Origin of the sequence: Streptomyces hoynatensis, from assembly GCF_003626535.1 — a bacterium.
GTDB classification, from domain to species: domain Bacteria; phylum Actinomycetota; class Actinomycetes; order Streptomycetales; family Streptomycetaceae; genus Streptomyces; species Streptomyces hoynatensis.
This window is the reverse complement of sequence record NZ_RBAL01000009.1, coordinates 224,852-249,696: the sequence shown is the minus strand read 5'-3', so window position 1 is coordinate 249,696 and position 24,845 is coordinate 224,852. Positions and strand designations below refer to the sequence as shown.

Sequence of the window (24,845 nt, the reverse complement as noted above, 5' to 3'; positions counted from 1 at the left end):
CGCGGGCGTCACGAGGAGAGGACCTTCACTGATGGCACGTCGCTTCGACTGCTCGCAGCCGGTCGACCGCAAGCACGGGCTGCGGGAGGCGGAGGCCGCCGTCCGGCGCGGCGACCTCGTCGTGCTGCCGACCGACACCGTGTACGGGATCGGCGCCGACGCCTTCAACGCCACGGCCGTCGCCGACCTGTTCGACGCCAAGGGCCGCGGCCGCGGCATGCCCTCGCCCGTCCTGGTCGGCTCGCCCAACACCCTGCACGGCCTGGTGACCGACTTCTCCGAGAAGGCATGGGAGCTCGTCGACGCCTTCTGGCCCGGCGCCCTGACCCTGGTGGCCAAGCACCAGCCCTCGCTCACCTGGGACCTCGGGGAGACCAGGGGCACCGTCGCGGTGCGCATGCCGCTGCACCCCGTCGCGCTCGAACTCCTCAAGGCCTTCGGCCCGATGGCCGTCTCCAGCGCCAACCTGACCGGCCACCCGGCGCCGCAGAGCTGCGACGAGGCCCAGGAGATGCTGGGCGACTCGGTGGCCGTCTACCTCGACGGCGGCAAGACCCCGGACAACGTCCCCTCCTCCATCGTCGACGTCACCGGGAGCGTGCCGGTGCTGCTGCGCGCCGGGGCGGTGAGCGAGGAGGAGCTGCGGAAAGTCGTTCCCGATCTGGAGACCTCGCGTTGACGGCGCCCGCCCCAAGCCCCGCGGACACCGGCATAGCCACGCCGGAGCCCACGGCCGGCCCGCGGCAGGTCTTCAGGATTCTGCACGTCAGCACCGGCAACGTGTGCCGTTCCCCGATCACCGAGCGGCTGACCAGGCAGGCCCTCGCCGACCGGCTCGGCGGCTGCGCGGTCGGCCTGATCGTGGAGAGCGCGGGCACCTGGGGGCACGAGGGGGCGCCGATGGAGGCGCACGCCGCCCAGCTGCTCGCCGAGTACGGCGCCGACGCCGGCGGGTTCTTCGGCCGCGAGCTGCTCGACGAGCACGTCATCCAGGCCGACCTGGTGCTCACCGCGACCCGCGACCACCGCGCGCAGGTGATCTCGATGGGGCACTCGGCCGGCCTGCGGACGTTCACCCTCAAGGAGTTCACGCGGCTGGTGCGGGCCATCGACATGACCACCCTGCCCGAGGCGGCCTCCCCGGACGGCCTGGTCGAACGCGCCCGCGCGCTGGCCAGGGCCGCCGCCGCGCTGCGCGGCTGGCTGCTGGCGCCCAACGCCGAGGCCGACGAGGTCCAGGACCCCTACGGCGCCCCGCTGCCCTACTTCAGGAGCGTCGCCGAGGAGATCCGCACGGCGCTCGACCCGGTGGTCACCGCGCTCACCGGGGTGCCCTCGCGCCGCCCGCAGCCCAGGCGGGCGCTGTTCTAGCCCTCCCGGCCCGCTCCCGCCCGGCGCGGGCTCCCCGCCCGGGGGCCGGGACGCCCGGTGCGGGCCGCGGAACCCGGGGCGCGCGGCGTCCGTTGTCCCCCCGGGGGCTCACATCCCACCCAGGGGCAAGCCGGGACCAAGGGGACAGCGGGGCCGCCAAGGCAGCGCGAACATGAGAGGGTGTTGCGCGGTAGTCCAGCGAGACCACTGGGGCATCTTGTGCGCGAATACCTGTTGACGCTGTGCGTCGCGGCAGCCGTCACCTACCTGCTGACCGGCCCGGTGCGGAAGTTCGCCATCGCATGGGGCGCGATGCCCGCGATCAGGGCGCGCGACGTGCACCGTGAGCCCACGCCCAGGCTCGGCGGCATCGCGATGTTCGGCGGCCTGTGCGCCGGCCTGCTGGCCGCCTCCCAGCTGACCAACATCGGCGAGGTCTTCCGCCTCTCCGACGAGCCGCGGGCCCTGCTCTCCGGGGCGGCGCTGATCTGGGTCGTCGGCGTCCTCGACGACAGGTACGGGGTGGACGCCCTGCTCAAGCTCGGCCTCCAGATGGTCGCGGCCGGCGTCATGGTGCTCCAGGGCCTGACCATCCTGTGGCTTCCGGTGCCCAAGGTCGGCATGGTCGCCCTCACCCCGCTCCAGGGCACGCTGCTGACGGTGGCCATCGTGGTGGTCACGATCAACGCGGTGAACTTCGTCGACGGCCTCGACGGCCTGGCCGCGGGCATGGTCGGCATCGCCGCGGCGGCGTTCTTCCTGTACACGTACCGGATCTGGTACGGGTACGGCATCGAGGCCGCCGCCCCCGCCACCCTCTTCTCCGCGGTGCTCATCGGGATGTGCCTCGGCTTCCTGCCGCACAACCTGCACCCCGCCCGGATCTTCATGGGGGACTCCGGCTCGATGCTGCTCGGCCTCGTGCTCGCGGCCAGCGCGGTGTCCGTGACCGGGCAGGTGGACCCCGACGCCATCGGCCTCTTCGCCGGGTCCGAGCGCAAGGCCGTCATCGAGACCGCCCCGGTCTACATCCCGCTGCTGCTGCCGCTGACGATCATCGCGCTGCCGTTCGTCGACCTGGTCCTGGCCATCGTCCGCCGCACCTGGAACGGGCGCTCGCCGTTCAGCGCGGACCGCGGCCACCTGCACCACCGGCTGCTGGAGATCGGGCACTCCCAGAGCCGGGCCGTGCTGATCATGTACTTCTGGTCGGCGCTGATCGCCTTCGGCGTGGTCGCCTTCTCCGTGCAGCAGGCGGCGTTCCTGATGCCGGCGATCGTGGTGCTCAGCGCCGTCGGCCTCGTGGTGCTGCTGATGCCCCGGTTCACGCCGCGGGCGCCCCGCTGGGCGCAGTGGATCGTGCCGCCCCGCTACCGGCTGCGCCAGGCGCGGGACACGGCCGCCGCGGAAAGCGGCGAGGAGGCCGGGGCCGGGCAGGCGGGGCGGCAGGACGGGCCGCGGGAGGCCGAGGAGCCGCGGGTCGCGGACGGGGCAGGCCAGGACCGGGCCCCGGCCGCCGCGGCGGCGGCCGACGCGGGCGAGGAGCCGGGGGCGGCCGGGCCGGCCGCCGGGGCCCGGGCGGCGGCGCCCGCCGGGGCCGCGCCGGTCCGGGAGGCCGCGCCCGCGGCGGAGGAGGCGCCGTCCGGGACGGCCGTCGCCGCCTCGGGCGCCGGGGCCGCGGGGGCGCCGGGCGCGGGGGCCGTCGCGGAGACGCTGCCGCCAGCCGAGCAGGTCGGCCCGCCCGCCGAGCAGGTCGGCGGGACGCCGCGCCGCAAGGGCGGGCTGCACGGGGCCACCGCCGTGGGCGGCCGCCGGCGCTTCGCCAGGCGCTCCTAACAGACCCGCTGTGACGCGTCAGCCACGCAACGCTCGAATTACACTCATCCGTGTGAGTTCTTCCACACGAACTGGGTAAAGACCTCATCAAATAGTTTGTGATAGCGTTCACGAAACCGGGCGCAGAAGCCGCGCGCCAGGTCCCGCTCCCTGTAGGTTTCCCGTCAGTTTTTTTGTCAGTCCCCTGCCAACAGCCTGTCCCTGCCTGCCCGTTCGCCCCGTGCCGCCCACACCCGGAGCACGTCGAGCCCCACCGAGCCCCACCGCTTCCGTCCGACCCCCTGTCCCCCCGACAGGGCCAGCAGCCGCCGGAGAGACGCCGCCATGCAGCCCAATGACGTCCGCATCATCCGCGGTGCCGCGCTTCCGACCGCCGTGGTCGGCGTGCTCGGCGCCCTCGCCGGCGCGGTGGTGGCGGGAGCCGAGGGCGCACTGGGGGTGGCACTCGGCGCCGCGGTGGCGGCCGCGTTCTTCGCGATCGGCCTGATCGCGCTCTCCGAGGGCGGGCGCCGCTGGCCGGAGCTGCTGATGGGCCTCGCCTTCGTCGTCTACACGACCCAGCTCGGCCTGCTGCTCGTCCTGCTCCTCCTGCTGCGCGACGCCTCCTTCCTCAACGGCCGGGCGTTCGGCGCGGGGGTGCTGGTGGCCACCGTCGCCTGGCTGACCGGACAGGCCAGGGCGAACCTGCGGCTCAAGGTGCCGTACGTGGAGCCCGAGCCCTCCACCGTCGCGCCGGGTGACCGGCCGTGAGCAGGCACCGAGGACGATCCGGCCGTTGCCGGGGCCGGGTAATCGGCCACCTCGCGGGCTGCTATCGTCCGTCGTCGAGAGCAGGGTGGTACGCCGCGCGCGCGCTGTGCGGGACGGCCGCGCGTCCGCCCGCTCCGCCAGGGCCGTGTGGCGCACGCGCCGACCGGTTTCTCTCCCGCCAGACCCCGTCCAGTGCCGCACCGTGGCATGCAGCCACGCCGACACCCTGAGGTTGCCCTGCCCATGCGCCCTGCCCGAAGGAGCTCACGGTGACACCCGACCAGACGCTCGCCTTCGAGACCGACTGTCACCTCTTCCACGACTGTGGCTACCCCGCGCCGTCGCTGTTCTCGTTCGAGTTCGAGCCGCTCTTCACCCTCGGCCCGATCGAGTTCAACAAGCCGATGCTGATGGCGCTCCTCGGCACCGTCTTCGTGCTCGGCTTCTTCTGGGCCGCGTTCGCCAGGGCGAAGGTCGTGCCGGGCAAGCTGCAGATGGTTGCCGAGATGGGGTACGACTTCGTGCGCCGCGGCATCGCCAGGGAGGTCATCGGCAAGGAGGGCGAACGGTACGTCCCGCTGCTGGTCTCGCTCTTCTTCCTGGTCTGGGTGCTGAACATCTGGGCCGTGGTGCCCTTCGGCCAGATCCCGGTCACCTCGATGATCGGCTACCCGGTGGCGCTCGCCCTGCTGGTCTGGGTCATCTACATGACGCTGACCTTCCAGCGGAACGGCTTCGTCGGCGGCATCAGGAACCTCTGCGTGCCCAGCGGCCTGCCCCGGTGGATCTACTTCCTGCTCACCCCGGTCGAGTTCCTGTCGAACGTCTTCGTCCGCCCGTTCACGCTGGCGGTCCGGCTCTTCGGCAACATGTTCGCCGGCCACGTCCTGATCCTGGTCTTCACGATCGCGACCTGGTACACGCTCGGCTCGATCGTCGGGACGTTCTACTCGGTGACCTCGCTGACCATGACGCTCATCCTCACCGGGTTCGAGCTGTTCATCCAGGCGCTGCAGGCCTACGTGTTCACCGTGCTGACCGCCACCTACATCGCCGGAGCGCTGGAAGAGGCGCACTGATCCGGCCGGGGAGCAGCGCAGGCCCGGCCAACGGCCGCCGGGCCGGCGGCTCTTCCGCCCCACAGACCGCACAGACCCGACACAGACCCCCGGTTGACCCATCGCCACTGGTCCACCGGCCTACCGAGAGAAGGAACTCACCACTATGTCCGCTCTTGACACCCTTGCCGCCCTCGAAGGCAACGTCGGCGCCATCGGTTACGGCCTCGGTGCCATCGGCCCCGGCATCGGCATCGGTTACATCTTCGGCAGCGGCGTGCAGGCCATGGCCCGCCAGCCCGAGGCGACCGGCCTGATCCGGACCAACATGCTCCTCGGCTTCGCGCTCGTCGAGGCCCTCGCCCTCATCGGCTTCGTCGCCCCCTTCGTCTACTGACGGCCCGGCGCGAGACACGAAGCCGACACTGACGAAAGGCACAGCATGATGATGTACCTGGCCTCGGACGAGCCGCAGAACCCGCTGCTGCCCGAGTGGCCCGAAATCGTCATCGGTCTGTTCTGCATCGGCGTCATCTACTTCATCTTCCGCACCAGGCTCCTGCCGACGATCAACAAGGCACTCGAGGAGCGGCGGGAGGCCATCGAAGGCGGGATGGAGAAGGCCGAGGCCGCCGAGGCCGAGGCCAAGCAGACCCTGGAGGAGTACCGGGCCCGCCTCGAAGAGGCCCGGCACGAGGCCGCGCGTCTGCGGGAGGAGGCGCGGGAGCAGGGCGCCGCCCTCATCGCCCAGATGCGGGAGGAGGGCCAGCGGCAGCGCGAGGAGATCATCGCCGCCGGCCACGCCCAGATCGAGGCCGACCGCCGTCAGGCCGCCCAGAGCCTGCGCCAGGACATCGGGCGCCTGGCCACCGAGCTCGCGGGCCGCCTCGTGGGCGAGTCCCTGGAGGACCACGCCCGGCAGAGCCGCGTGATCGACCGGTTCCTCGACGAGCTCGACGAGCGCGCCAGGGCCGCCGAGGTGGCCAAGTGACGGCCGGCGGGCTGGCGAGCCGCGAGGCGGGCCAGGCCGCGCGCGAGCGGCTGAACGCCCTGCTGGACGGCACCGCGGCCGACCCGGCAGCGCTCGCGGAGGAGCTGGCGCTGGTCACCGCGCTGCTGGACCGCGAGGTGGCGCTGCGCCGGGTGCTCACCGACCCCTCGCAGCCCGGTGAGCCCAAGGCCGAGCTGGTCGGGCGGCTGCTCGCCGGGCAGGTCGGCGGCGAGGCCGTCGACCTGGTCGCGGGCATGGTCAGGTCCCGCTGGTCCTCCTCGCGGGACCTGGTGGACGCCCTCGAAGAGCTGGTGGAGTCGGCCGAGATCATCGCGGCGGAGCGGGCCGGCGTCCTCGACGCCGTCGAGGACGAGCTGTTCCGCTTCGGCCGGATCATCGCCTCTTCCCCCGAGCTGCGCAGCACGCTCAGCGGCCGGGACGGCGACGAGCCGGCGCGGGCCGCGAAGGCGGCGCTGGTGCACGAGCTGCTCGGCGGCCGCGCCCAGGAGATCACCGAACGCCTGGTCCGCAGGCTGGTGGACTTGCCCCGGGGTCGTAGCCTTGAGGGAGGTCTCGACGCGCTGAGCAAGCTGGCCGCGGAGCGCAGGAACCGTTCGGTCGCGGTGGTCGTCTCGGCGGTGCCGCTGAGCGAAGGCCAGCGCCGGCGCCTCGGGGACGCGCTCGCCCGGCTCTACGGCCGGGAGATCCGCCTGAACCTGGACGTGGACCCCGCGGTCCTCGGCGGGATCTCGGTGCGGGTCGGCGACGAGGTCATCCAGGGCACCATCGCCGGCCGGCTCGACGAGGTGGACCGCCGGCTGGACTGACGGCGGACGGTCACGCAGCGTGCCCGCGCGGCGCCCACCACGGCGCCACCGCGAGGCGGCACAACACAGTCAGCGGCCCGAGTTGGGCCGTAGCGGATGAACTTACGGGCCCAACAAGGAGAGCAGGGAACCCAGATGGCGGAGCTCACGATCCGGCCGGATGAGATCCGGGACGCACTGGAGAACTTCGTCCAGTCGTACCAGCCGGACGCGGCCTCGCGCGAAGAGGTCGGGACGGTCAGCGTTGCCGGCGACGGCATCGCGAAGGTCGAGGGGCTGCCCTCGGCCATGGCGAACGAACTGCTGCAGTTCGAGGACGGCACCCTCGGCCTCGCCCTCAACCTCGAGGAGCGCGAGATCGGCGTCGTCGTCCTCGGCGAGTTCAGCGGCATCGAGGAGGGCCAGCCGGTGCGGCGCACCGGCGAGGTGCTGTCCGTCGGCGTCGGCGACGGCTACCTCGGCAGGGTCGTCGACCCGCTGGGCAACCCGATCGACGGCCTCGGCGAGATCGAGACCGTGGGCCGCCGCGCCCTCGAGCTCCAGGCCCCCACGGTGATGCAGCGCAAGTCGGTGCACGAGCCGATGGAGACCGGCTACAAGGCCGTCGACACCATGACCCCGATCGGCCGCGGCCAGCGCCAGCTGATCATCGGCGACCGGCAGACCGGCAAGACCGCCCTCGCGGTCGACACGATCATCAACCAGCGCGACAACTGGCGCTCCGGCGACCCGGCGAAGCAGGTGCGCTGCGTCTACGTCGCGATCGGCCAGAAGGGCTCGACCATCGCCTCCGTGCGCGGCGCCCTCGAAGAGGCCGGCGCCCTGGAGTACACGACGATCGTCGCGGCCCCGGCCTCCGACCCGGCGGGCTTCAAGTACATCGCCCCCTACACCGGCTCGGCCATCGGCCAGCACTGGATGTACGACGGCAAGCACGTCCTGATCGTCTTCGACGACCTGTCCAAGCAGGCCGACGCCTACCGCGCCGTCTCGCTGCTGCTGCGCCGCCCGCCGGGCCGCGAGGCGTACCCGGGCGACGTGTTCTACCTGCACTCCCGGCTGCTGGAGCGCTGCGCCAAGCTGTCGGACGACATGGGCGCCGGCTCCATGACGGGCCTGCCGATCGTCGAGACGAAGGCCAACGACGTCTCGGCCTTCATCCCGACCAACGTGATCTCCATCACCGACGGTCAGTGCTTCCTGCAGTCCGACCTGTTCAACGCGGGGCAGCGCCCGGCGCTGAACGTCGGCATCTCCGTCTCCCGGGTCGGCGGCTCGGCCCAGCACAAGGCGATCCGGCAGATCACCGGCTCGCTGCGGGTGGACCTGGCCCAGTACCGCGAGCTGGAGGCGTTCGCCGCCTTCGGCTCCGACCTGGACGCCGCCTCCAAGGCCGCCCTGGCCCGCGGGCAGCGGATGGTCGAGCTGCTGAAGCAGGAGCAGTACAGCCCGTACTCGACCGAGAACCAGGTCGTCTCCATCTGGGCGGGCACCAACGGCCTGATGGACGACGTGCCGGTGGCCGACATCCGCAGGTTCGAGCGCGAGCTGCTCGACTACCTGGGCCGCGAGCACAAGGACCTCATGACGTCCATCCGCGAGGGCGGCAAGATGTCCGACGACACCATCGAGGCCGTCCGTGCCGCGGTGAACAAGTTCAAGCAGCAGTTCCGGACCGCGGACGGCAAGCTGCTGGGCGAGGACTGACCCATGGGCGCTCAGCTTCGCGAATACAAGCGCCGGATCAGGTCCGTCACGGCCACCAAGAAGATCACCCGGGCCATGGAGATGATCGCGGCCTCCCGCATCATCAAGGCCCAGCGCCGGGTGGCCGCGACCTCGCCCTACGCCGACGAGCTCACCAGGGCGGTGGCCGCGGTGGGGCAGGGCTCGGACGTCAAGCACCCCCTGACCACGGCGGCCGAGCGGCCCCGCCGGGCTGCGGTGCTGCTGATCACCTCCGACCGCGGCCTGGCGGGCGGGTACTCGGCCAACGCCATCAAGGCGGGCGAGGCCCTGACCGCCCAGCTGGAGGCCGAGGGCAAGGAGGTCGACACCTACGTCGTCGGCCGCAAGGGCGTGGCGTACTACGCGTTCCGTGAGCGCCCGGTCAGCGAGTCCTGGACGGGCTTCACGGACAACCCGACCTACGCGGACGCCAAGACGGTGGCGGCGCCGCTGATCGAGGCCGTCCAGCGGGAGACCGAGGAGGGCGGCGTCGACGAACTGCACATCATCTACACCGAGTTCGTGTCGATGATGACGCAGACGCCGCGCCGCAGGCGGCTGCTGCCCGCCTCCTTCGGCGCGGAGGCGGAGCAGGCCGCCGAGTCCCCGGTGGGCGTTCCGCCGCAGGACCCGGCGGAGGCCACGGACACCACGCGACGCCGCGGCGAGGTGCTGCCCCTGTACGAGTTCGAGCCGTCGGCCGAGCAGGTGCTCGACGCGCTGCTGCCGCGTTACGTGGAGAGCCGGATCTACAACGCGCTGCTCCAGGCGGCGGCCTCCAAGCACGCCGCGACCCGCCGGGCGATGAAGTCCGCCACGGACAACGCGGAAGAGCTCATCAGGTCGCTCACGCGAGCCGCCAACACGGCCCGCCAGGCCGAAATCACCCAGGAAATCTCCGAGATCGTCGGTGGCGCGAGCGCCTTGGCCGACGCGAGCGCGACGGGAAGTGAACGCTGACCATGACTACTGCTGCCGAGGCGGCCCCCAAGCAGGCCGCCGCGACGGGCCGGATCGCGCGAGTCATCGGCCCGGTCGTCGACGTGGAGTTCCCCGTCGACGCGATGCCCGACATCTACAACGCGCTGACCGTCGAGATCGCCGACCCCGCCCAGGAGGGCGCGACCAAGACGCTGACGCTCGAGGTCGCGCAGCACCTCGGCGAGGGCCTGGTCCGCACCATCGCCCTGGAGCCCAACGACGGCCTGGTCCGCCAGGCCCCGGTGACCGACACCGGCCACGGCATCACAGTGCCGGTGGGCGACGTCACCAAGGGCCGCGTCTTCAACACCCTGGGCCGCATCCTGAACGAGCCCGAGGCCGAGAAGGACATCACCGAGCGGTGGGAGATCCACCGCAAGGCCCCGGCCTTCGACCAGTTGGAGTCGAAGACCGAGATGTTCGAGACCGGCCTGAAGGTCATCGACCTGCTGACCCCCTACGTGCGGGGCGGCAAGATCGGCCTGTTCGGCGGCGCCGGGGTGGGCAAGACCGTGCTCATCCAGGAAATGATCATGCGAGTCGCCAAGCTGCACGAGGGCGTCTCGGTCTTCGCGGGCGTCGGCGAGCGCACCCGTGAGGGCAACGACCTGATCGTGGAGATGGAAGAGTCCGGCGTGCTCCCGCAGACCGCGCTGGTCTTCGGCCAGATGGACGAGCCGCCGGGCACCCGGCTCCGGGTCGCCCTGGCCGGCCTGACCATGGCGGAGTACTTCCGCGACGTGCAGAAGCAGGACGTGCTGTTCTTCATCGACAACATCTTCCGCTTCACCCAGGCCGGCTCCGAGGTGTCCACGCTGCTGGGCCGCATGCCCTCCGCGGTGGGATACCAGCCGAACCTCGCGGACGAGATGGGCGTGCTCCAGGAGCGCATCACCTCCACCCGCGGCCACTCGATCACCTCGATGCAGGCGATCTACGTTCCCGCCGACGACCTGACCGACCCGGCGCCGGCGACGACGTTCGCCCACCTGGACGCCACCACGGTGCTCTCCCGGCCGATCTCCGAGAAGGGCATCTACCCGGCGGTCGACCCGCTGGACTCGACCTCCCGCATCCTGGACCCGCGCTACGTCTCGCAGGACCACTACGACTGCGCCTCGCGCGTCAAGGGCATCCTGCAGAAGTACAAGGACCTCCAGGACATCATCGCCATCCTCGGCATGGACGAGCTGAGCGAGGAGGACAAGCTCACCGTCAGCCGGGCCCGCCGGATCGAGCGCTTCCTGTCGCAGAACACCCACGCGGCGAAGCAGTTCACCGGCCTCGACGGCTCGGACGTCCCGCTGGACGAGTCGATCGCGGCGTTCAACGCGATCGCGGACGGCGAGTACGACCACTTCCCCGAGCAGGCGTTCTTCATGTGCGGTGGTCTCGACGACCTCAAGGAGAAGGCCAGGAAGCTGGGCGTTTCCTGACCGCGGCCCGCGGTACCCGGAAGCTGTGCGTGGGGCGGGGGCACCCCGCCCCACGGCTGCCTGCCCGCCCCATCTATTCTTCGACTAGCCAGGGACTACCAGGGATGAGGAGCCATCGTGGCTGAGCTGCACGTCGAGTTGGTCGCCGCCGACCGCCGGGTCTGGTCCGGAGAGGCGAGCCTGGTCGTCGCGCGCACCACCGCGGGCGACATCGGCATCATGCCGGGCCACCAGCCCCTGCTCGCCGTGATGCAGTCCGGCGCCGTGATCATCAGGACCGCGGGCGAGAGCGGCCAGGGCACGGTGGTGGTCGCGGTGCACGGCGGCTTCCTGTCGTACACGGACGGTAAGCTGTCGTTGCTCACGGAGATCGCCGAGCTGTCCGACGAGATCGACGTCGAGCGCGCGGAGCGTGCCCTGGAGCAGGCGCGGGCCGAGGCCGACGCGGACGCCGAGCGGCGGGCCGACGTCCGGCTGCGCGCCGCCGCGGCGGCGCGCTGACCGCACCGCACCACCGCCCACCAGGGGGGCACGACAGGGAACACGGCACGAGGCGAGGAGGTCAAAAGCGGTGATCCTCGCCTTGCTTGTGCTCGCGGCGCTGCTCCTGCTGCTGGTGTGCGGCCTCTTCGGCTTCGGGCTGCGGCGGCGGCTGATCCAGCGCTCGGGCGGCACCTTCGACTGCAGCGCCAGGTTCCAGCCGCCCCAGGCCGGGCAGTCCCCCGGCAAGGGCTGGCTGTACGGGGTGGCGCGCTACAACGGAGACCAGGTCGAGTGGTTCCGGGTCTTCTCCTACGCGCTGCGCCCGCGGCGGGCGCTGCAACGCGACCGCATCCAGGTACGCGAGCGGCGCCGGCCAGTGGGCGACGAGGAGCTTGCGCTGCTGCCCGGGGCGGTGGTGCTGAGCTGCCGGCACGAGGAGTGGGACGTGGAGCTCGCGATGAGCGAGGATGCGCTGACCGGGTTCCTGGCCTGGCTTGAGGCCGCGCCCCCGGGTCAGCGCGTCAACGTGGCCTGACGGCGGCCCGCGCCGCCCGCACACCCCGCAGCCGGATGCGACCGGGCGGGGTTTTTTCAGTCGCGGGGCAGCAGGGAGCCCAGCGGGCCGAGGTCCAGGTTGAGATCCTCGGGGGCCAGGCCGAACTGGGCGCGCAGCTGCCCCATCCGGTCCTCCAGCAGCATCAGCGTGGTTCCGACGCGTTCGACCTGCTCCTCGGTGAGTTCCCCCGCCTCCACCCGGCGCACCGCCTGCCGCTCCATGAGCTGACGCAGCAGTTCCACGATGGTCAGCACCAGGGCCGCGAGGTCGCGGCCGACGCTCTCCGCGTCGAGGTCGACGCGGGCCGTCACAGCCGCCCCCCGTCGGCCCAGGGCGCCGGCACCCGGTCGCTGACCGAGGCCAGCAGGGCGTGCAGGGAGAGCCGGATCAGGGGCACCTCGGCGATCGCGATCACCAGATCCCCGCTGATCACCACGCCCGCGCCGAGCACCCGGTCGAGCAGGTCCACCAGCGGCAGGCCGAGCGGGCCGTAGGGGCCCTCCTCGCCCTGCCAGGGGACGGGCTCATCCCTCGCCATCGGCGGCCTCCCCCTCGTCCGCGAAGGAGTAGGGCGCCCAGGGGCCGGTCAGCTCCAGCCTGACGTGCGCGGCGAGCGCCGGGTCCCGGCGCAGCCGGGCGACGAGGGCGGCCAGCTCCCGGGCCCGCCCCGCGTCCACCAGGTAGGTCGCGTTGAGCACCTGCCGCTCGGGGCCGCCGGCCTCCTGGCCGTGGCAGCGGAGCCGTCTGGCGGCGACGGCCAGTTCCCCGACCGCCGCGTCGACGCGTTCCGCCGCCAGCCAGGCGGCCTCCCGCCGCGCCTCCCGGTCCCGCTGCCGGCCGCGCAGCCGCTCCAGGTAGGCGCGGCCCGAGGCGGGTGGGTCCTGGGGCGCGCCCGCCTCGGGCACGGGCGCGGCGCCCGCCGCGGCGGCGGGCTCCCGGGGCAGGGCGTAGAGCTTGAGGCCCCACTCGGCGCGGCCGGTCAGCCGGTCCAGGACGCGGTGGAAGCGCGCCGCGTTGCCGGCCACGGCCTGCCTGGCGCGTTCCTCGCTCAGGTAGAGGGTGGCCAGCGGCAGCGGAACGGCCGTGGTGGCGGCGGCCACGGCGGCGACCACCTCGTGGTGCGCCCTGGCGTAGCCTTCGAGTTCGGCGGGCTCGGCGAGGCGGCGGCGCAGCGCCTCCTCGTCGTGTTCCCGCGCCGGCACCTCCTGGGCGACGGCGGCCAGGCTCCCCGCGGCGAGCAGGCGCAGGGCGCCGCCGTCGCGGTGGCCGGGCAGCCCGGCGAGGGCGGGGGCGGCGAGGCCGCGGCAGACGGCGAAGACGTAGACGGCCGTGGCGTTGCGTGCGGGGCGGGCGGTGGTGGCGGTTGCTGTCATGAAGTGCGGCGCTCCCGGCCTCGTTTCCTGGTGCTGGGTACGTCGGCGGACAGGCAGTCGTCCGAGGTCTCCAGCTCCGCGAGGCGTTCGCGGAGGCGGCGGTTCTCGTCGGCGAGCGCGTCCTGGTTGGCGCGGGTGGAGAGGGCGGGTTCGGTCTCCCACCAGTTGATGCCGGCCTTGGTGGCGGTGTCGACGGAGGAGATGAACAGCCGCACCCTGATGGTCAGCAGCTCGATGTCGAGCAGGTCGATCTTGATGTCGCCCGCGATGACGATGCCCTTGTCGAGGATGCGCTCCAGGATGTCGGCGAGGTTGGCCGTCCGCGGCGGGTACGGCTCCAGGGGCTCGTAGGCCTCCAGCGTGTGCCGGGTGTGGGTCACCGCCGCTCAGCCTCCTCGCCGTCCTCGTCCTCGTCGTCTTCTTCGTCTTCTTCCTCTTCGTCTTCGTCTTCGTCGTCTTCGTCCTCGTCCTCGGCTTCTTCGTCGTCCTCGGCCCTCCCGCGCCCGCCGCCCGCCTCCGGGGCGCCGCGGCCGGGGCGCCGGCCGGCCTGCTCCTCCTCTTCGGCCGCTTCGCCCTCGCTGCCCTCGGCGCCCTCGCCCCGCTCGGCGGCCAGGGCGTCCTCGTGGCTGCGGACGATCCGGCCGTCGCGGATCTCGCCGCGCCAGCCCTCGGGCACCTCGTCGGCGACGAGGGTCACGTAGCGCTGGAACGCCTTCAGGTCCAGGCGCAGCCGGCGGCCCTGGGCGCGCCACAGGTTGGCCGTCTTCTCGAAGAAGCCCTCCGGGTGGTACTCGACGACGGCGACGATCCTGGTGAGCCGCGGGGCGAGCTCGTGGAAGGTCACCACGCCGCGGGTGTCGCCCTTGCTGCCCTCCGAGGTCCACTCGATGCGCTCGTCGGGGATCTGCCGGAGGACGGTCGCCTTCCAGTCGCGGTTGGAGGGGCCGATCTTGAGCTTCCAGGTGGTCTCCGGCTGGTCCTCGTCGCCCGAGGGCTCGACGCTCTGCACGCCCTTCATGAACTCGCCGAAGTCCCGGTACTGCGTCCAGTGGTTGTAGCAGTCACGCAGCGGGGCGCCGACGTCGATGCTCTCGATGATGCCGGTCACCTTGACATCCCCGCTCTTGCCCCCGCCGTCGCCGCCCCCGTTGCCCCCGCCGCCCTTGCCGACCAGGCCCTTGGCCTTGCCCACCGTGCCCTCCTTGAGACTCTTGGCGCCCTCCTTGGCCACGGCCTTGCCGGGGGACTCGCCGCCGAGGAGGCGCGCCCCCGCCTTGGGCAGCGCGCCGCCCGTGTCGCCGCTGATCTTCTCGGTGAGCCGGGAGACCCTGTCGCCCGCGTTCTCGGCGAGCCGGCGCGCCTGGGCGTTCAGGAAGTCCACGACCTCGTGACGCAGCCGCTCGAAGCTTTCGCCGAGCTCCTGGGTGGCGCCGCCACCCCGTTCCTCGTTGGCCATGAGCTGCTACCTCTCGCCTCGGCTGCCGGCGTGCGACCGGCCGGCGGCTGCGGACTTCTCCCGTTCCCTGACGCGTTCGCGGGTGCGTTCCCTGGTGCGCTTGCCGTGCGGGCCGCCGTGGGAGCCGCCCTGGGAACCGCCGCCCGAGGGGCCGTTGGCAGCGCCCCCGGCGCCGCCGTTGCCGTGCCGCCCTCCGTTCCCGGCGGCCTCCCGGGACGCGGCCTCCTCCGGCGAACCGTCCTGCTCCCCGGAGTCCTCCTCCTCGTGGCCACGCTCCCCGTCGCTTCGGCCGCCGAGGGCCCGGGTGCGGGCCTGTACGGCGTCGGCGAGGCTGCCGAGGCGCTGGGAGGCCGCGGCGGTGGCCGCGCTCTTGCCGGCGTGGAGCAGGTCCTGGCGCAACTGCTCGGTCAGGGCGGCGAACTGCGGGCTGTCCTTGAGGCGCTTCGCGCCGTGCAGCGCGAGGCGGCCGGGCGTCATCCCGATCTTGCGGCTGACCACGAAGCTCGCGACGGCGAAGGCGAGCTTCGCCTTCCTGCCGCGGCCGAGGAGGTAGCCGCTCGCGATGCCGGTGGCCAGGGCGGCCTTCGAGTTGTCAATCATGGGTGCCTTCCCCGTCGTCCCGGTGGGTGGGCCCGCTCCCGGGCCCGCGGATGCGCTGCAGGCGCACCAGCACGCGTTCCTCCTCGCGTTCGAACGCCGCGTGGCCGATCTCCCCGGCCTCCAGCGCCCGGTGCAGCTCCGCCAGCCGGGCCAGCAGCGCCTCCGGCCCGTACAGCTCCTGGTCGGCGACCTCGGCGATCTGCCCGGCGACCCAGCCGGTGAAGCGCAGCGGCGCCAGCGGCAGCAGCACCAGCCCGGACAGCAGGCCCATCACGACCGCCCGGCGGGATCGGCCGCGGAGTCCCGGTGGGAGGGAACGAAGCTGAAACAGGGCAGCGGGCCGGTCAGCCGCAGGTCGGCCAGGTGCCGGAACTCGCCGGCGCAGCGCGCGGTCGAGGCGGCGAACCGCTCCTGCGCGGCCACGGGCACCAGGAAGGAGACGTTGCGCACGCAGCCCTTCACCTCCGGTCCTGGGGCGGTGGACTCGGCCAGCGGCGTCAGCCGGCGCAGGGTCTCGGCCACGGCCTCGGCGGCCCGCCGGCCGAGGCCGGTCGCGATCGCCTCGCCGAGCCGCAGGCTGGCCTCGTAGCCGGGGCGGCGCCTGGCGCGTTCCCGCAGGCGGCGCACCGTCGGGTCCTCGCGCACCAGGTCGGCGAGCGAGTCCTCGACGGGGAACGCCTTGAGGTTGAACTCCACCCGGCCGGTGAGGCGTTCGAGGGCGGCGAGGTGCCCGTCGGCGTCCTCGGCCAGCCGCCGGGTCACCGCCTGCTCGTCCGGGGCGACCATGCCGAACCGCATCGGCAGCACCGGGCCGTGGTCGGCGAGCGCCAGCAGGGTGTCCTGGTGCGCGAGGAGGTCGCGGCGGCGGGCGAGAAGGCGCTCGGGGGAGGGGCTCACCACCGCGGCCAGGGAGCCGCGGCGCACCGCCCTGAGCCGGCCGGGCGGGGCGCCGACGCCGCGCCGCCCGGGCGGCAGCGGGTGGCCCGCGCGGACGATTCCGTAGACGTACAGGTGCCGGGAGTGCACGGTCACTCCTCTCGCTCGTCGCCGGAACCGCCGCCGGTCACGGACTCCTTGAGCTGCCTGCCCTTCTCCCCGGCCTTCTCCTTCGAGTGCTTCGCCGCGCCCTTCGCCTTCTGCTTGGCGGCCTTCCCGCCGACGCCGCCGAGGCTGCCGGTGGCCTGGTCGACGAACTCCGGCAGGGTGCGGCTGTGGGTGTCGGTCTCCAGGTCGATCCGGTTGCACGCCTCGGCGAAGCGCAGGTAGGTGTCGACGCTGGCGATGACGATCCTTATGTCGATCTTGACGATCTCGATGCCGACCAGGGAGACCCGCAGGAAGACGTCGATCACCATGCCGCGGTCGAGGATGATGTCGATGACGTCGTAGAGGGTCCCGGTGCGGCGCGGGGGACAGGCGAGGTCGTCCCGGTACGTGGTGGTGACGGTCATGGGGGCTCCTTCGGCGGTGCGCGCGGCGGGCGTGGCGGGTCAGCAGTCGTCGGTGGCGCAGCGCCAGTAGCGGCGGACGCGGTGGTATTGGCGCAGCCTGCCGTTCTCGTCGAGTTCCACCTCGTAGGTCGCCATCAGGCTGGTGGTGTCGGGGATGCGCGGGACTTCGAGCACGTCCACGCACACCTGCCAGGCGTCCCCCTCGTGGCGCACTCCCGAGACGCCGTCGGCGGCGTGCCCGGTGAGCTTCTCCAGCCGCCTCGACGCGCGCTTGGCCGCGTCGTAGGCGCCTCGCACGGGCCGGTGGCGCCCCGAGTCCTGGTCGTCCTCACGGGCGCGGTCGCCGCTGTCCTCGCGGTGCTTCGCGTGGTGGTCTGCCATGGCAGCAGTCTGTGCACAGGCCCGGGCGCGCCGCGCGGGCTGATGGGCCGATCGGCGAGGGCCGCTCCGGCCGTTCGTGCGGCACACCCGCGGCGGGCGGCCGAATCCCCTGCGGGGCACGGTCCTTGGCCGCTTCCGCGCCGCCCGCGGCCCACGGCCGGAAGGCCGTCCGCGTCCCCGGGGCGCCGGGCCCGGGGCGGCGGGAGGGGCGGGCGGTCAGCCGTCCTGCCCGGGGGCCAGGGCCTGGGCGGCCAGGGCCGCCTGCACCCGGCTGCGCAGCCCGAGCTTGGTCAGGATGCGGCTGACGTGGGTCTTGGCGGTGGCCTCCGCCATGCCGAGCGCCGCGGCGATCTCGGCGTTGCTCAGTCCGGCCCCGAGGTGCGCGAGGACCTCGCGTTCCCGCGGGGTGAGGTCCGAGGTCCCGGCCGGCCGCGGGGGCGTGGGCCGGTGGGCCGCGGGGGTGCGGGCGAACTCGGCGAGCAGCCGCCGGGTGACCGCCGGGGCGACCACCCCCTCGCCGGCGGCCACCGCGCGGACCGCGGCGAGCAGCGTGGCGGCGTCGCTGTCCTTCAGCAGGAAGCCGGCGGCGCCCGCGCGCAGGGCGCCGAAGAGGTAGTCGTCGAAGTCGAAGGTGGTCAGCACCAGCACCTCGGCGAGTCCCTCGGCGGTGATCAGCCCGGTCGCCGTGACGCCGTCGAGCAGCGGCATCTGCACGTCCATCAGCACGACGTCCGGGCGCAGCTCGCGGGCGAGGCGGACGGCGGCCTCGCCGTCGGCCGCCTCAGCGGCCACCTCGATGCCGGGGGCCCTGCCCAGGATCAGCACCAGGCCCTGCCGCACGGCCTCCTGGTCCTCGGCCACCAGCACCCGAACGGTCACGGCGCCATCACCCTTTCCGCCAGCGGGAGTTCGGCGCTGACCAGCCACTCGCGGCCCGCGCCTTCCGCGGGCCTGGGGCCGGCCTCGAAGCGGCCGTCCAGCAGCGCGACGCGCTCCCGCATGCCGATGAGACCGGCGCGGGCGCCCGGCGCGCGGGCGGCGGAACGCTCCCGGTAGGGGCTGCTGACCGTGACGTGCAGCCGCTCGCCGGCCAGCCGCAGCCGCACCGCGACGCGGCCGGGAGCGGCGTGCTTGACGGCGTTGGTCAGGGCCTCCTGCACGATCCGGTAGGCCGCCAGCTCCACGGGGGCGGGGAGCGCGAGGCCGGGCGGGAGCTCGTCGTGGACGGCGAAGGAGAGCCGGCCGGGCGCGCCGGCCTCCCGGGCCCGGCGCAGCAGGGCGCCGATCCCCTCCAGGCTCGGCGCGAGCCGGGGCTCCGCGGCCGGTTCCGGGCGCTCCTCCGCGCGGAGCAGGCCGATCAGGCGGCGCATCTCGGCCAGGCCCCGGGTGCTGTTCTCCCGGATCACCCGCAGCGCGTCGCGGTCGGCGGCGGGCTCGTCGAGGGACAGGGCGGCGGTGGAGTGGATCGCGATGGCCGAGAGGTGGTGGGCGACCACGTCGTGCAACTCCCTGGCCATCCGGGCGCGTTCCGCGGCGACGGCCTGGGCCCGGTCCATCTCCGCGAGCAGCCTGGTCTGTTCGGCGCGCAGCCGCTCCGCCGCGGCGGCGTCCCGGTGGTTGCGGACCAGGAGGCCGGTGAACGCGGGCAGGACCGTGAGCAGCCCACAGGTCACGCCGAGGGTCAGGCCGGCCGGGTCGCGCACCCAGGCCAGGGCGCCGAGGGTGGCGGCCCCGGTCAGCGCGAGGCTGCCGGGGATGAGGGCGGCGGAGAGCCGGGGCCCGCCGTAGAGCACCGCCGCGTACACGACGTCGGTGAACATCAGGACGGTCGCCAGCTGCGAGCCGGCCAGCTGGTCGCCGGCCAGGGCCGCGGCCGACAGCGGCAGCGCGGCCCGCGGGGCGGTCCGGCGCAGCAGCTCGGCCGCGGTCATGGCCACGAGCGGCAGCAGCACCAGGGGGTCGTGGCCCTGGTCGGTCCAGGGCCATGCGGAGACGCCGGCGAGCCACATCGTCAGGCCGCCGAGCAGGCCGGAGACGGCGATCAGCAGGTCGTCGCGGTGCGGGCGTCGCATGCCCTCCATGACAACACGCCGCGGCGCGTTGCCGAAGCCGCCGGACGCCCCTCCCGCGGCGGACGGTCCGGGGCCGGCGGGGCGTACATCGAACGTCGCACCCGCGGCCCCGCGGATCGGCTCCGGGCAGGAGGCGGCGCGGCGGCGGGCCGCGCCAGGCTGGTGGGGGCGCCTCGGGGTGGGGAGCCAAGGGGGCCCGGGAGGGCCGGGAGAAGGAGGAGGAAGCCGCCGTGCTCGTCGCGCTCACGGCCGCCGCGGAGATCGCGTTCTGGATCGTGCTGCTGGCCGGTCTGGTGCTTCGCTACCCGATGCGGAGGCCCAGGCTGGGCGGCTGGGTGCTGCTGTGCCTGCCGCTGATCGACCTGCTGCTGCTCGCCGCGGCGGTGGCGGACCTGCGCCGCGGGGCCGAGCCCTCGGGCGCGCACGGGCTGGCCGCGCTCTACCTCGGCTTCACCGTCGCCTACGGCCACTACACGCTCCGGTGGGCCGACGGGCACGCCGCCCACCGGTTCGGCGGGGCGCCGCGGCCCCCGCGCCCCCCGCGGTACGGCGCGGCGCGGGCCAGGCACGAGTGGCGGCTGTGGCTGATGACGCTGCTCGCCACGGCGATCGCGCTGCTGGTGCTGCAGCTGCTGGTCTGGCTCTCGGCGGACGGGGCGCAGGCCGGGCCGCTGCGCGGCTGGCAGGGGCGGGCGGTGGCGATCGCCGGCGTGCACGGCTTCATCGCCCTCACGTACACGATCTGGCCCAAGAAGGCACCCGAGGGGGCCTGAGGCCAGCCCCCGAGGGAGCCTGAGGCGCGTCCCCGAGGGGGCCTGAGGCGCGTCCCCGAGGGGGCCTGAGGCCCGGGCCCCCGCGGGGGTGGCTCAGCGGTTCTCGCCGGGGACCCACAGGACGTCGCCGTGCTCCTTGTTGGCGGTCCTGGCCAGGATGAACAGCAGGTCGGAGAGGCGGTTGAGGTAGGTGGCGGTCAGCACGTTCATCGTCTCGCCGTGCTTCTCCAGCGCCGCCCAGGTGGAGCGCTCCGCGCGGCGGACCACGGTGCACGCCTGGTGCAGCAGGGCCGCGCCCGGGGTGCCGCCCGGCAGGATGAAGCTGCGCAGCGGGTCCAGGTCCGCGAGGAACCGGTCGCAGTCCGCCTCCAGGCGGTCGATGTAGGACGCGGCCACCCGCAGCGGGGGGTGCTCGGGGTTCTGCACCACGGGCGTGGACAGGTCGGCCCCCACGTCGAACAGGTCGTTCTGCACGCGCACCAGTACCTCGCGCACCTCGGGCCCGAGCTCGCCGAGGGCCAGCGCCGTCCCGATGACGGCGTTGGCCTCGTTCGCGTCCGCGTAGGCGGTGATCCGCAGGTCGGTCTTTGCCGTGCGGCTGAAGTCGCCGAGCGCGGTGGTGCCCGTGTCCCCGGTGCGGGTGTAGATCCGTGTCAGGTTCACCATGCGGCGAGCCTAGCCGCCGGGGGGCTGCCGGGCGCCGGCCCGGCGGGGGCCTCAGGCGCCGGCCCGGCGGAAGAGCCGGGTGCCGAAGGAGACGGAGACCGCCGCGAGGGCCAGGGCGACCAGCGCGCCGATGCCCACCGAACCGTCCGTGTAGTCCCCGACGAAGGCGGCGCGCGTGCCCTCCACGAGGTAGCGGAAGGGCACGAAGTGGGACAGCACGTCCAGCCAGGTGGGGGCGAGCGCCATCGGGAGCAGGATGCCGGAGAGCAGCATCGCGGGCAGGTTGACGGAGTTGATCACCGGGGCGAACTCCTGCGGGGTGTCGACCCGCATGGCGAAGGCGTAGGAGAGCGAGGCGAGGGAGACGCCCAGCAGGCTGACGAAGGCGAAGCCGATCACCACGCCGAGCACCGGGGCGCGCAGGCCGAAGGCGACGCCGAAGAGGACCAGCAGCAGGGACTGGGTGAGCAGTTGCACGGCGTCCCGCAGGACGCGGCCGAGCAGCAGCGCGAGCCGGCTGACCGGGGTCACCCGCATCCGTTCGATGATGCCGAGCTGCTTCTCCATGATGATGCCGAAGCCGGCGAACGCGGAGCTGAACAGGCCGAGCTGGATGAGCAGGCCGGGCACGAGGGTCTGCCAGGCGTCGCCCTCGCCGCCGAGGGGCACGTCCTGGAGCAGCGGGCCGAAGAAGGCGAGGAAGAGCATCGGCTGCATCAGCCCGAAGATCAGGCTGATCCGCGAGCGCAGGGTCTGCCGCAGGTACCGGCCGAACACGACTCCGGTGTCGGAGAGCAGGGTGGACATGGCGGGGGTGGGTCCCTTTCGAGAGACGGCGGCCGGCGCCGGGCGAGGACGCCGAGCGCGTGACGTGCGTCGGGTGGGTCGGGGTGCATCGGGGGCGCGTTCGGGCGCGTGTGCGCCCCGGGGTGGCGTGGGCGTGGGCGCGGCCTGGCGGTGGGCCTGGCAGCTCAGAGGGCCACGGGGGCCAGGTCGTCCTTCTTGGGCCCGCGGCCGGTGATGGCGATGAAGGTGTCCTGCAGGGTGGCCTGCGGCGAGCCGCCGTACTCCGTCTTCAGGTGCTCCGGGGTGCCCTCGGCGACGACCCGGCCGCCGTCGACGATGATCAGCCGGTCCGAGAGCTCGTCGGCCTCGTCCAGGTAGTGCGTGGTGAGGAAGACCGTCGTGTTCCGCTCGGCGCGGATGCGGCGTATCAGCTCCCACAGGTCGGCCCTGCTGCCCGGGTCGAGGCCGGTGGTGGGCTCGTCGAGGAAGAGGATCTCCGGCCGGTGGATCAGGGCCAGCGCGATGTCAAGGCGCCGCCGCTGGCCGCCGGAGAGCTCGGCGCACTTGCGGTCGAGCAGCCCCTCCAGGTCGAGGTCGCGGGCCAGCTCCTCGATGCGCTCGGCGGCCTCGGCGGTGGACAGGCGGTAGCAGCGGCCCTGGAAGAGCAGCTCCCGCCGCACCGGCTCGTCGGGGGCCACGCCGCCCGACTGGGCCACGTAGCCGATCCGCTGCCGCACCAGGGCGGGCTCGCGCACCAGGTCGTGACCGGCGACGGTGGCGGTGCCCCGGCTGGGGGCGAGCAGGGTGGTGAGCATGCGGAGCGTGGTGCTCTTGCCCGCGCCGTTCGGGCCGAGGAAGCCCAGGATCTCGCCGGGCTGCACGGCGATGTCGACACCGCGGACGGCCTCCACGGTCCCGCGCTTGGTCTCGAAGGTACGGGCGAGGTCGTGTGTCGTGAGGATGGGGGGCGTAGCCATGTGCCCAGCGAACCAGGGTCACTGTAAAAATGCAATGCCTCCAAGTTTTCAGTTCTACAAAGTATGGATACCATCAAGCGCATGGCCGGGTTGAGAGAGCGCAAGAAGCAGCAGACCAGGCGGCACATCTCCGATGTGGCCACCGGTCTCTTCTGTCAGCGGGGCTTCGAGGCGGTCACCGTCGCCGAGATCGCGGAGGCCGCCGACGTCTCGGTCAACACGGTGTACAACTACTTCCCCACCAAGGAGGGCCTCTTCTTCGACCGCGAGGACGAGGTGGTGAGCCGGCTGGCGCGGCGGGTGCGGGAACGCGCGGTCGGCGAGTCGGCGGCCGAGGCCGTGCTGCGCGGCATCCGCGAGGACATCCTGGCCAAGGAGCCCACCGCGGGACTCACCGAGCACTACGGCGAGTTCCTGCGGGTCGTCTTCAACTCGCCCACGCTCACGGCGTACCTGATGCGCATGCAGCGCTCCATGGGCATCGCCCTGGCCGAGGTGCTGCGCGAGGAGGCGGGCGCCGGCCCCGGCGACCGGATTCCCGACCTCATCGCCGGGCAGCTCGTGTGGGTGCAGTCGTACGTCTACCGCATCGCCGGGGAGTTCCGCGGGGCCGCCACCCTCGACGAGAGGGTCGCGCACATGCTCGAAACGCTGGAGGCCGCCGAATACTTGCTCAGCGACCGGGTATTGGGTTATGCCAGGCGGCCCCCCGGCCGGGCGCCGCGTCCCGAGGGGCCCACCCCACCGTGACGCGTGTCTCTTTAGGCCCCCGCGCCGCCCCCTCCGCCTCCCGGGGGACTAGGGTCATGGGCCCCGGGGACTCGCACTTGTCATGGATCGAAGGAGATCGCGCGTGGCCAGGAAGCTCGCCGTCGTGGGCGCCGGACTGATGGGTTCCGGCATCGCACAGGTCGCCGCCCAGGCGGGCTGGGACGTCACCCTGGTGGACACCACGCAGGAGGCACTGAGCCGCGGCCTGAAGGGCATCGAGGCCTCGTGGGCCAAGTTCACGGACAAGGGCAGGCTGAGCGCGCAGGAGGCGGCCGAGGCGCGGCAGCGCATCGTCACCGCCACCGACCTGGACGCCGCGGCCGAGGCCGACTTCGTCGTCGAGGCCGTCTTCGAGCAGGCCGAGATCAAGCAGAGCGTCTTCCGCGCTCTCGACGGCCTGGTCCGCGAGGACACCGTCCTCGCCTCCAACACCTCGGCCATCCCGATCACCAAGCTCGCCGCCGTCACCAGGCACCCCGAACGCGTCGTGGGCACCCACTTCTTCTCGCCGGTCCCGATGATGGCGCTGTGCGAGCTGGTACGGGGCCTGAAGACCAGCGACGAGACGCTCGCCGCCGCCCGGGAGTTCGCCGAGTCCACCGGCAAGACCTGCATCGTCGTCTCCCGCGACGTCGCCGGCTTCGTCACCACGCGCCTGATCTCCGCCCTCGTGGTGGAGGCCACCCGGCTGTACGAGTCGGGGGTGGCCACCGCCGAGGACATCGACCTGGCCTGCCGCCTGGGCTTCGGCCACACCATGGGCCCGCTGGCCACCGCCGACCTCACCGGCGTCGACGTCCTGCTGCACGCCACGGAGAACATCTACGGCGAGTCCAGGGACGAGAAGTTCGCGCCGCCCGAGCTGATGCGGCGGATGGTCGACGCCGGAGACTTCGGCCGCAAGTCGGGGCGGGGCTTCTACTCCTACGGGTGACATCGGTATCGGTGGGAACACGAACGGCAACCCCAAGGCCCCCGGAACCGTCAGTTCCGGCAAGTCCCGGCAGCACGACCGGCACCACCCGGCCCCCGGGCCGGGGCACCACATCGGCACGGGCCACGGCACCACGGTCCCACCACGGCCCCGCAACGGGCGGCAGCCGCCGGCCGTTGCGGGGCACGCAGGGCAGCTCACGGTATTTCGAGGACATTCCAGGTACAGCGGGGGAGCGCACTATGCACATCACGGGCGACCACGCGGAGTTGGTCGTCGGAGGCCGCCTCGACGTGCGGAGCGCCGCGGACGCCAGAGTCGCGCTGCACCGCGCCATGGACGCCGGGCACGGAGACCTGGTCCTGGACCTCAGGGGCCTGGACTCCTGCGACGCCACCGGCCTCGGCGTCATCATGGGGGCGCACCGCAGGGCCGGACGGTGCGGCAGGCGCCTCGTGTTGCGCGACGTGCCCCCGCACATGCAGCGCGTGCTCGTCGCCACCCGGCTGCACCGCATCCTCACGATCGCTCCCTGATCGCCCCGCGATTCTCACGTCAGGAGCGGCACCTGAGTTCGGCGCGCCGAAG

31 protein-coding genes and 1 pseudogene are annotated in these 24,845 nt (G+C 73.2%); 17 read left to right on the top strand and 15 right to left on the bottom strand.

What is annotated here, in order from left to right; translation table 11 throughout:
* Positions 1-31 precede the first annotated feature (31 nt).
* From D7294_RS17835 to D7294_RS17770, 13 genes and pseudogenes are all read left to right on the top strand, one after another.
* The gene (locus D7294_RS17835; RefSeq protein ID WP_120680858.1) at positions 32-679 is read left to right on the top strand and encodes an L-threonylcarbamoyladenylate synthase; all 648 of its coding nucleotides are present in this window, start codon (positions 32-34) and stop codon (positions 677-679) included.
* The gene (locus D7294_RS17830; RefSeq protein WP_120680856.1) at positions 676-1,371 is read left to right on the top strand and encodes an arsenate reductase/protein-tyrosine-phosphatase family protein; all 696 of its coding nucleotides are present in this window, start codon (positions 676-678) and stop codon (positions 1,369-1,371) included. The genes D7294_RS17835 and D7294_RS17830 overlap by 4 nt, the downstream gene beginning before the upstream one ends.
* 219 nt (positions 1,372-1,590) lie before the next feature.
* Positions 1,591-2,755: pseudogene (locus D7294_RS17825) on the top strand (MraY family glycosyltransferase); the annotation flags it as partial.
* Between the two features lie 776 nt (positions 2,756-3,531).
* Positions 3,532-3,957 (top strand): Cg1360 family ATP-synthase-associated protein, encoded by a 426-nt coding sequence (locus tag D7294_RS17815; RefSeq protein WP_120680854.1) that lies wholly within the window; start codon positions 3,532-3,534, stop codon positions 3,955-3,957.
* A 269-nt stretch (positions 3,958-4,226) separates the two neighbouring features.
* Positions 4,227-5,036, top strand: a complete 810-nt coding sequence (atpB, locus tag D7294_RS17810) for a F0F1 ATP synthase subunit A (protein WP_120680852.1) — start codon at positions 4,227-4,229, stop codon at positions 5,034-5,036.
* 145 nt (positions 5,037-5,181) lie between these two features.
* On the top strand, positions 5,182-5,412 hold the full coding sequence (gene atpE, locus D7294_RS17805) for an ATP synthase F0 subunit C (protein ID WP_120680850.1): 231 nt from the start codon (positions 5,182-5,184) through the stop codon (positions 5,410-5,412).
* 48 nt (positions 5,413-5,460) lie between these two features.
* On the top strand, positions 5,461-6,006 hold the full coding sequence (locus D7294_RS17800; RefSeq protein WP_120680930.1) for a F0F1 ATP synthase subunit B: 546 nt from the start codon (positions 5,461-5,463) through the stop codon (positions 6,004-6,006).
* Positions 6,003-6,833: a F0F1 ATP synthase subunit delta gene (locus tag D7294_RS17795; RefSeq protein ID WP_120680848.1), complete on the top strand. Its 831-nt coding sequence runs from the start codon at positions 6,003-6,005 to the stop codon at positions 6,831-6,833. Before D7294_RS17800 ends, D7294_RS17795 begins: the two co-directional genes overlap by 4 nt.
* Positions 6,834-6,968: 135 nt before the next feature.
* Complete coding sequence (atpA, locus tag D7294_RS17790) at positions 6,969-8,540, top strand: F0F1 ATP synthase subunit alpha (RefSeq protein WP_120680846.1); 1,572 nt, start codon at positions 6,969-6,971, stop codon at positions 8,538-8,540.
* Positions 8,541-8,543: 3 nt separating this feature from the next.
* Positions 8,544-9,521 (top strand): F0F1 ATP synthase subunit gamma, encoded by a 978-nt coding sequence (locus D7294_RS17785; RefSeq protein WP_120680844.1) that lies wholly within the window; start codon positions 8,544-8,546, stop codon positions 9,519-9,521.
* A gap of 2 nt (positions 9,522-9,523) precedes the next feature.
* Entirely contained in the window at positions 9,524-10,978 is a 1,455-nt protein-coding gene (gene atpD / locus D7294_RS17780; protein ID WP_120680842.1) for a F0F1 ATP synthase subunit beta, read from the top strand.
* Between the two features lie 117 nt (positions 10,979-11,095).
* Positions 11,096-11,479, top strand: a complete 384-nt coding sequence (locus tag D7294_RS17775) for a F0F1 ATP synthase subunit epsilon (RefSeq protein ID WP_174248375.1) — start codon at positions 11,096-11,098, stop codon at positions 11,477-11,479.
* A 70-nt stretch (positions 11,480-11,549) separates the two neighbouring features.
* Complete coding sequence (locus tag D7294_RS17770) at positions 11,550-11,996, top strand: DUF2550 domain-containing protein (RefSeq protein WP_120680838.1); 447 nt, start codon at positions 11,550-11,552, stop codon at positions 11,994-11,996.
* A 56-nt stretch (positions 11,997-12,052) separates the two neighbouring features.
* Here the strand turns inward: D7294_RS17770 and D7294_RS17765 are convergent, their stop codons facing one another.
* The 12 genes from D7294_RS17765 to D7294_RS32490 form a co-directional block, all read right to left on the bottom strand.
* The gene (locus tag D7294_RS17765) at positions 12,053-12,328 is read right to left on the bottom strand and encodes a gas vesicle protein K (RefSeq protein WP_120680836.1); all 276 of its coding nucleotides are present in this window, start codon (positions 12,326-12,328) and stop codon (positions 12,053-12,055) included.
* A complete protein-coding gene (locus tag D7294_RS17760; RefSeq protein WP_120680834.1) occupies positions 12,325-12,555 on the bottom strand; it encodes a gas vesicle protein in 231 nt (76 codons plus the stop codon). The genes D7294_RS17765 and D7294_RS17760 overlap by 4 nt, the downstream gene beginning before the upstream one ends.
* Complete coding sequence (locus tag D7294_RS17755) at positions 12,542-13,390, bottom strand: GvpL/GvpF family gas vesicle protein (RefSeq protein WP_120680832.1); 849 nt, start codon at positions 13,388-13,390, stop codon at positions 12,542-12,544. The genes D7294_RS17760 and D7294_RS17755 overlap by 14 nt, the downstream gene beginning before the upstream one ends.
* Positions 13,387-13,770 (bottom strand): gas vesicle protein, encoded by a 384-nt coding sequence (locus tag D7294_RS17750; RefSeq protein WP_174248374.1) that lies wholly within the window; start codon positions 13,768-13,770, stop codon positions 13,387-13,389. Before D7294_RS17750 ends, D7294_RS17755 begins: the two co-directional genes overlap by 4 nt.
* Positions 13,767-14,846 carry an SRPBCC family protein gene (locus tag D7294_RS17745; RefSeq protein ID WP_120680829.1) on the bottom strand — a complete coding sequence of 360 codons (1,080 nt, stop codon included), beginning with the start codon at positions 14,844-14,846 and terminating at the stop codon, positions 13,767-13,769. The genes D7294_RS17750 and D7294_RS17745 overlap by 4 nt, the downstream gene beginning before the upstream one ends.
* A 6-nt stretch (positions 14,847-14,852) precedes the next feature.
* Positions 14,853-15,446: a hypothetical protein gene (locus tag D7294_RS17740; protein WP_120680827.1), complete on the bottom strand. Its 594-nt coding sequence runs from the start codon at positions 15,444-15,446 to the stop codon at positions 14,853-14,855.
* Positions 15,439-15,717 carry a gas vesicle protein GvpG gene (locus tag D7294_RS17735; protein ID WP_120680825.1) on the bottom strand — a complete coding sequence of 93 codons (279 nt, stop codon included), beginning with the start codon at positions 15,715-15,717 and terminating at the stop codon, positions 15,439-15,441. The genes D7294_RS17740 and D7294_RS17735 overlap by 8 nt, the downstream gene beginning before the upstream one ends.
* A complete protein-coding gene (locus D7294_RS17730; protein WP_338325662.1) occupies positions 15,717-16,478 on the bottom strand; it encodes a GvpL/GvpF family gas vesicle protein in 762 nt (253 codons plus the stop codon). The genes D7294_RS17735 and D7294_RS17730 overlap by 1 nt, the downstream gene beginning before the upstream one ends.
* Entirely contained in the window at positions 16,475-16,897 is a 423-nt protein-coding gene (gene gvpJ / locus D7294_RS17725) for a gas vesicle protein GvpJ (protein WP_120680821.1), read from the bottom strand. Before gvpJ ends, D7294_RS17730 begins: the two co-directional genes overlap by 4 nt.
* A 39-nt stretch (positions 16,898-16,936) precedes the next feature.
* Positions 16,937-17,278: a gas vesicle protein GvpO gene (locus tag D7294_RS17720; protein WP_120680819.1), complete on the bottom strand. Its 342-nt coding sequence runs from the start codon at positions 17,276-17,278 to the stop codon at positions 16,937-16,939.
* Positions 17,279-17,494: 216 nt separating this feature from the next.
* A complete protein-coding gene (locus D7294_RS32495; protein WP_120680817.1) occupies positions 17,495-18,157 on the bottom strand; it encodes a response regulator in 663 nt (220 codons plus the stop codon).
* Positions 18,154-19,359 (bottom strand): sensor histidine kinase, encoded by a 1,206-nt coding sequence (locus D7294_RS32490; protein WP_120680815.1) that lies wholly within the window; start codon positions 19,357-19,359, stop codon positions 18,154-18,156. Before D7294_RS32490 ends, D7294_RS32495 begins: the two co-directional genes overlap by 4 nt.
* Before the next feature lie 221 nt (positions 19,360-19,580).
* Here D7294_RS32490 and D7294_RS17705 point away from each other — a divergent pair, with 221 nt between their 5' ends.
* On the top strand, positions 19,581-20,123 hold the full coding sequence (locus D7294_RS17705; RefSeq protein ID WP_120680813.1) for a hypothetical protein: 543 nt from the start codon (positions 19,581-19,583) through the stop codon (positions 20,121-20,123).
* 93 nt (positions 20,124-20,216) lie between these two features.
* On the opposite strand, the gene D7294_RS17700 is transcribed toward D7294_RS17705, so the two are convergent.
* The 3 genes from D7294_RS17700 to D7294_RS17690 form a co-directional block, all read right to left on the bottom strand.
* Entirely contained in the window at positions 20,217-20,789 is a 573-nt protein-coding gene (locus D7294_RS17700) for a cob(I)yrinic acid a,c-diamide adenosyltransferase (protein ID WP_120680811.1), read from the bottom strand.
* 51 nt (positions 20,790-20,840) lie between these two features.
* Positions 20,841-21,596 carry an ABC transporter permease gene (locus D7294_RS17695; RefSeq protein WP_120680809.1) on the bottom strand — a complete coding sequence of 252 codons (756 nt, stop codon included), beginning with the start codon at positions 21,594-21,596 and terminating at the stop codon, positions 20,841-20,843.
* A 164-nt stretch (positions 21,597-21,760) separates the two neighbouring features.
* A complete protein-coding gene (locus D7294_RS17690) occupies positions 21,761-22,552 on the bottom strand; it encodes an ABC transporter ATP-binding protein (protein ID WP_120680807.1) in 792 nt (263 codons plus the stop codon).
* Positions 22,553-22,633: 81 nt separating this feature from the next.
* Here D7294_RS17690 and D7294_RS17685 point away from each other — a divergent pair, with 81 nt between their 5' ends.
* From D7294_RS17685 to D7294_RS17675, 3 genes are all read left to right on the top strand, one after another.
* Positions 22,634-23,302, top strand: coding sequence for a TetR/AcrR family transcriptional regulator (locus D7294_RS17685; protein WP_120680805.1), 669 nt, complete (start codon positions 22,634-22,636; stop codon positions 23,300-23,302).
* Between the two features lie 103 nt (positions 23,303-23,405).
* Positions 23,406-24,257 (top strand): 3-hydroxyacyl-CoA dehydrogenase family protein, encoded by an 852-nt coding sequence (locus tag D7294_RS17680; RefSeq protein ID WP_120680803.1) that lies wholly within the window; start codon positions 23,406-23,408, stop codon positions 24,255-24,257.
* A 242-nt stretch (positions 24,258-24,499) separates the two neighbouring features.
* Complete coding sequence (locus D7294_RS17675; protein ID WP_120680801.1) at positions 24,500-24,793, top strand: STAS domain-containing protein; 294 nt, start codon at positions 24,500-24,502, stop codon at positions 24,791-24,793.
* Positions 24,794-24,845 lie beyond the last annotated feature (52 nt).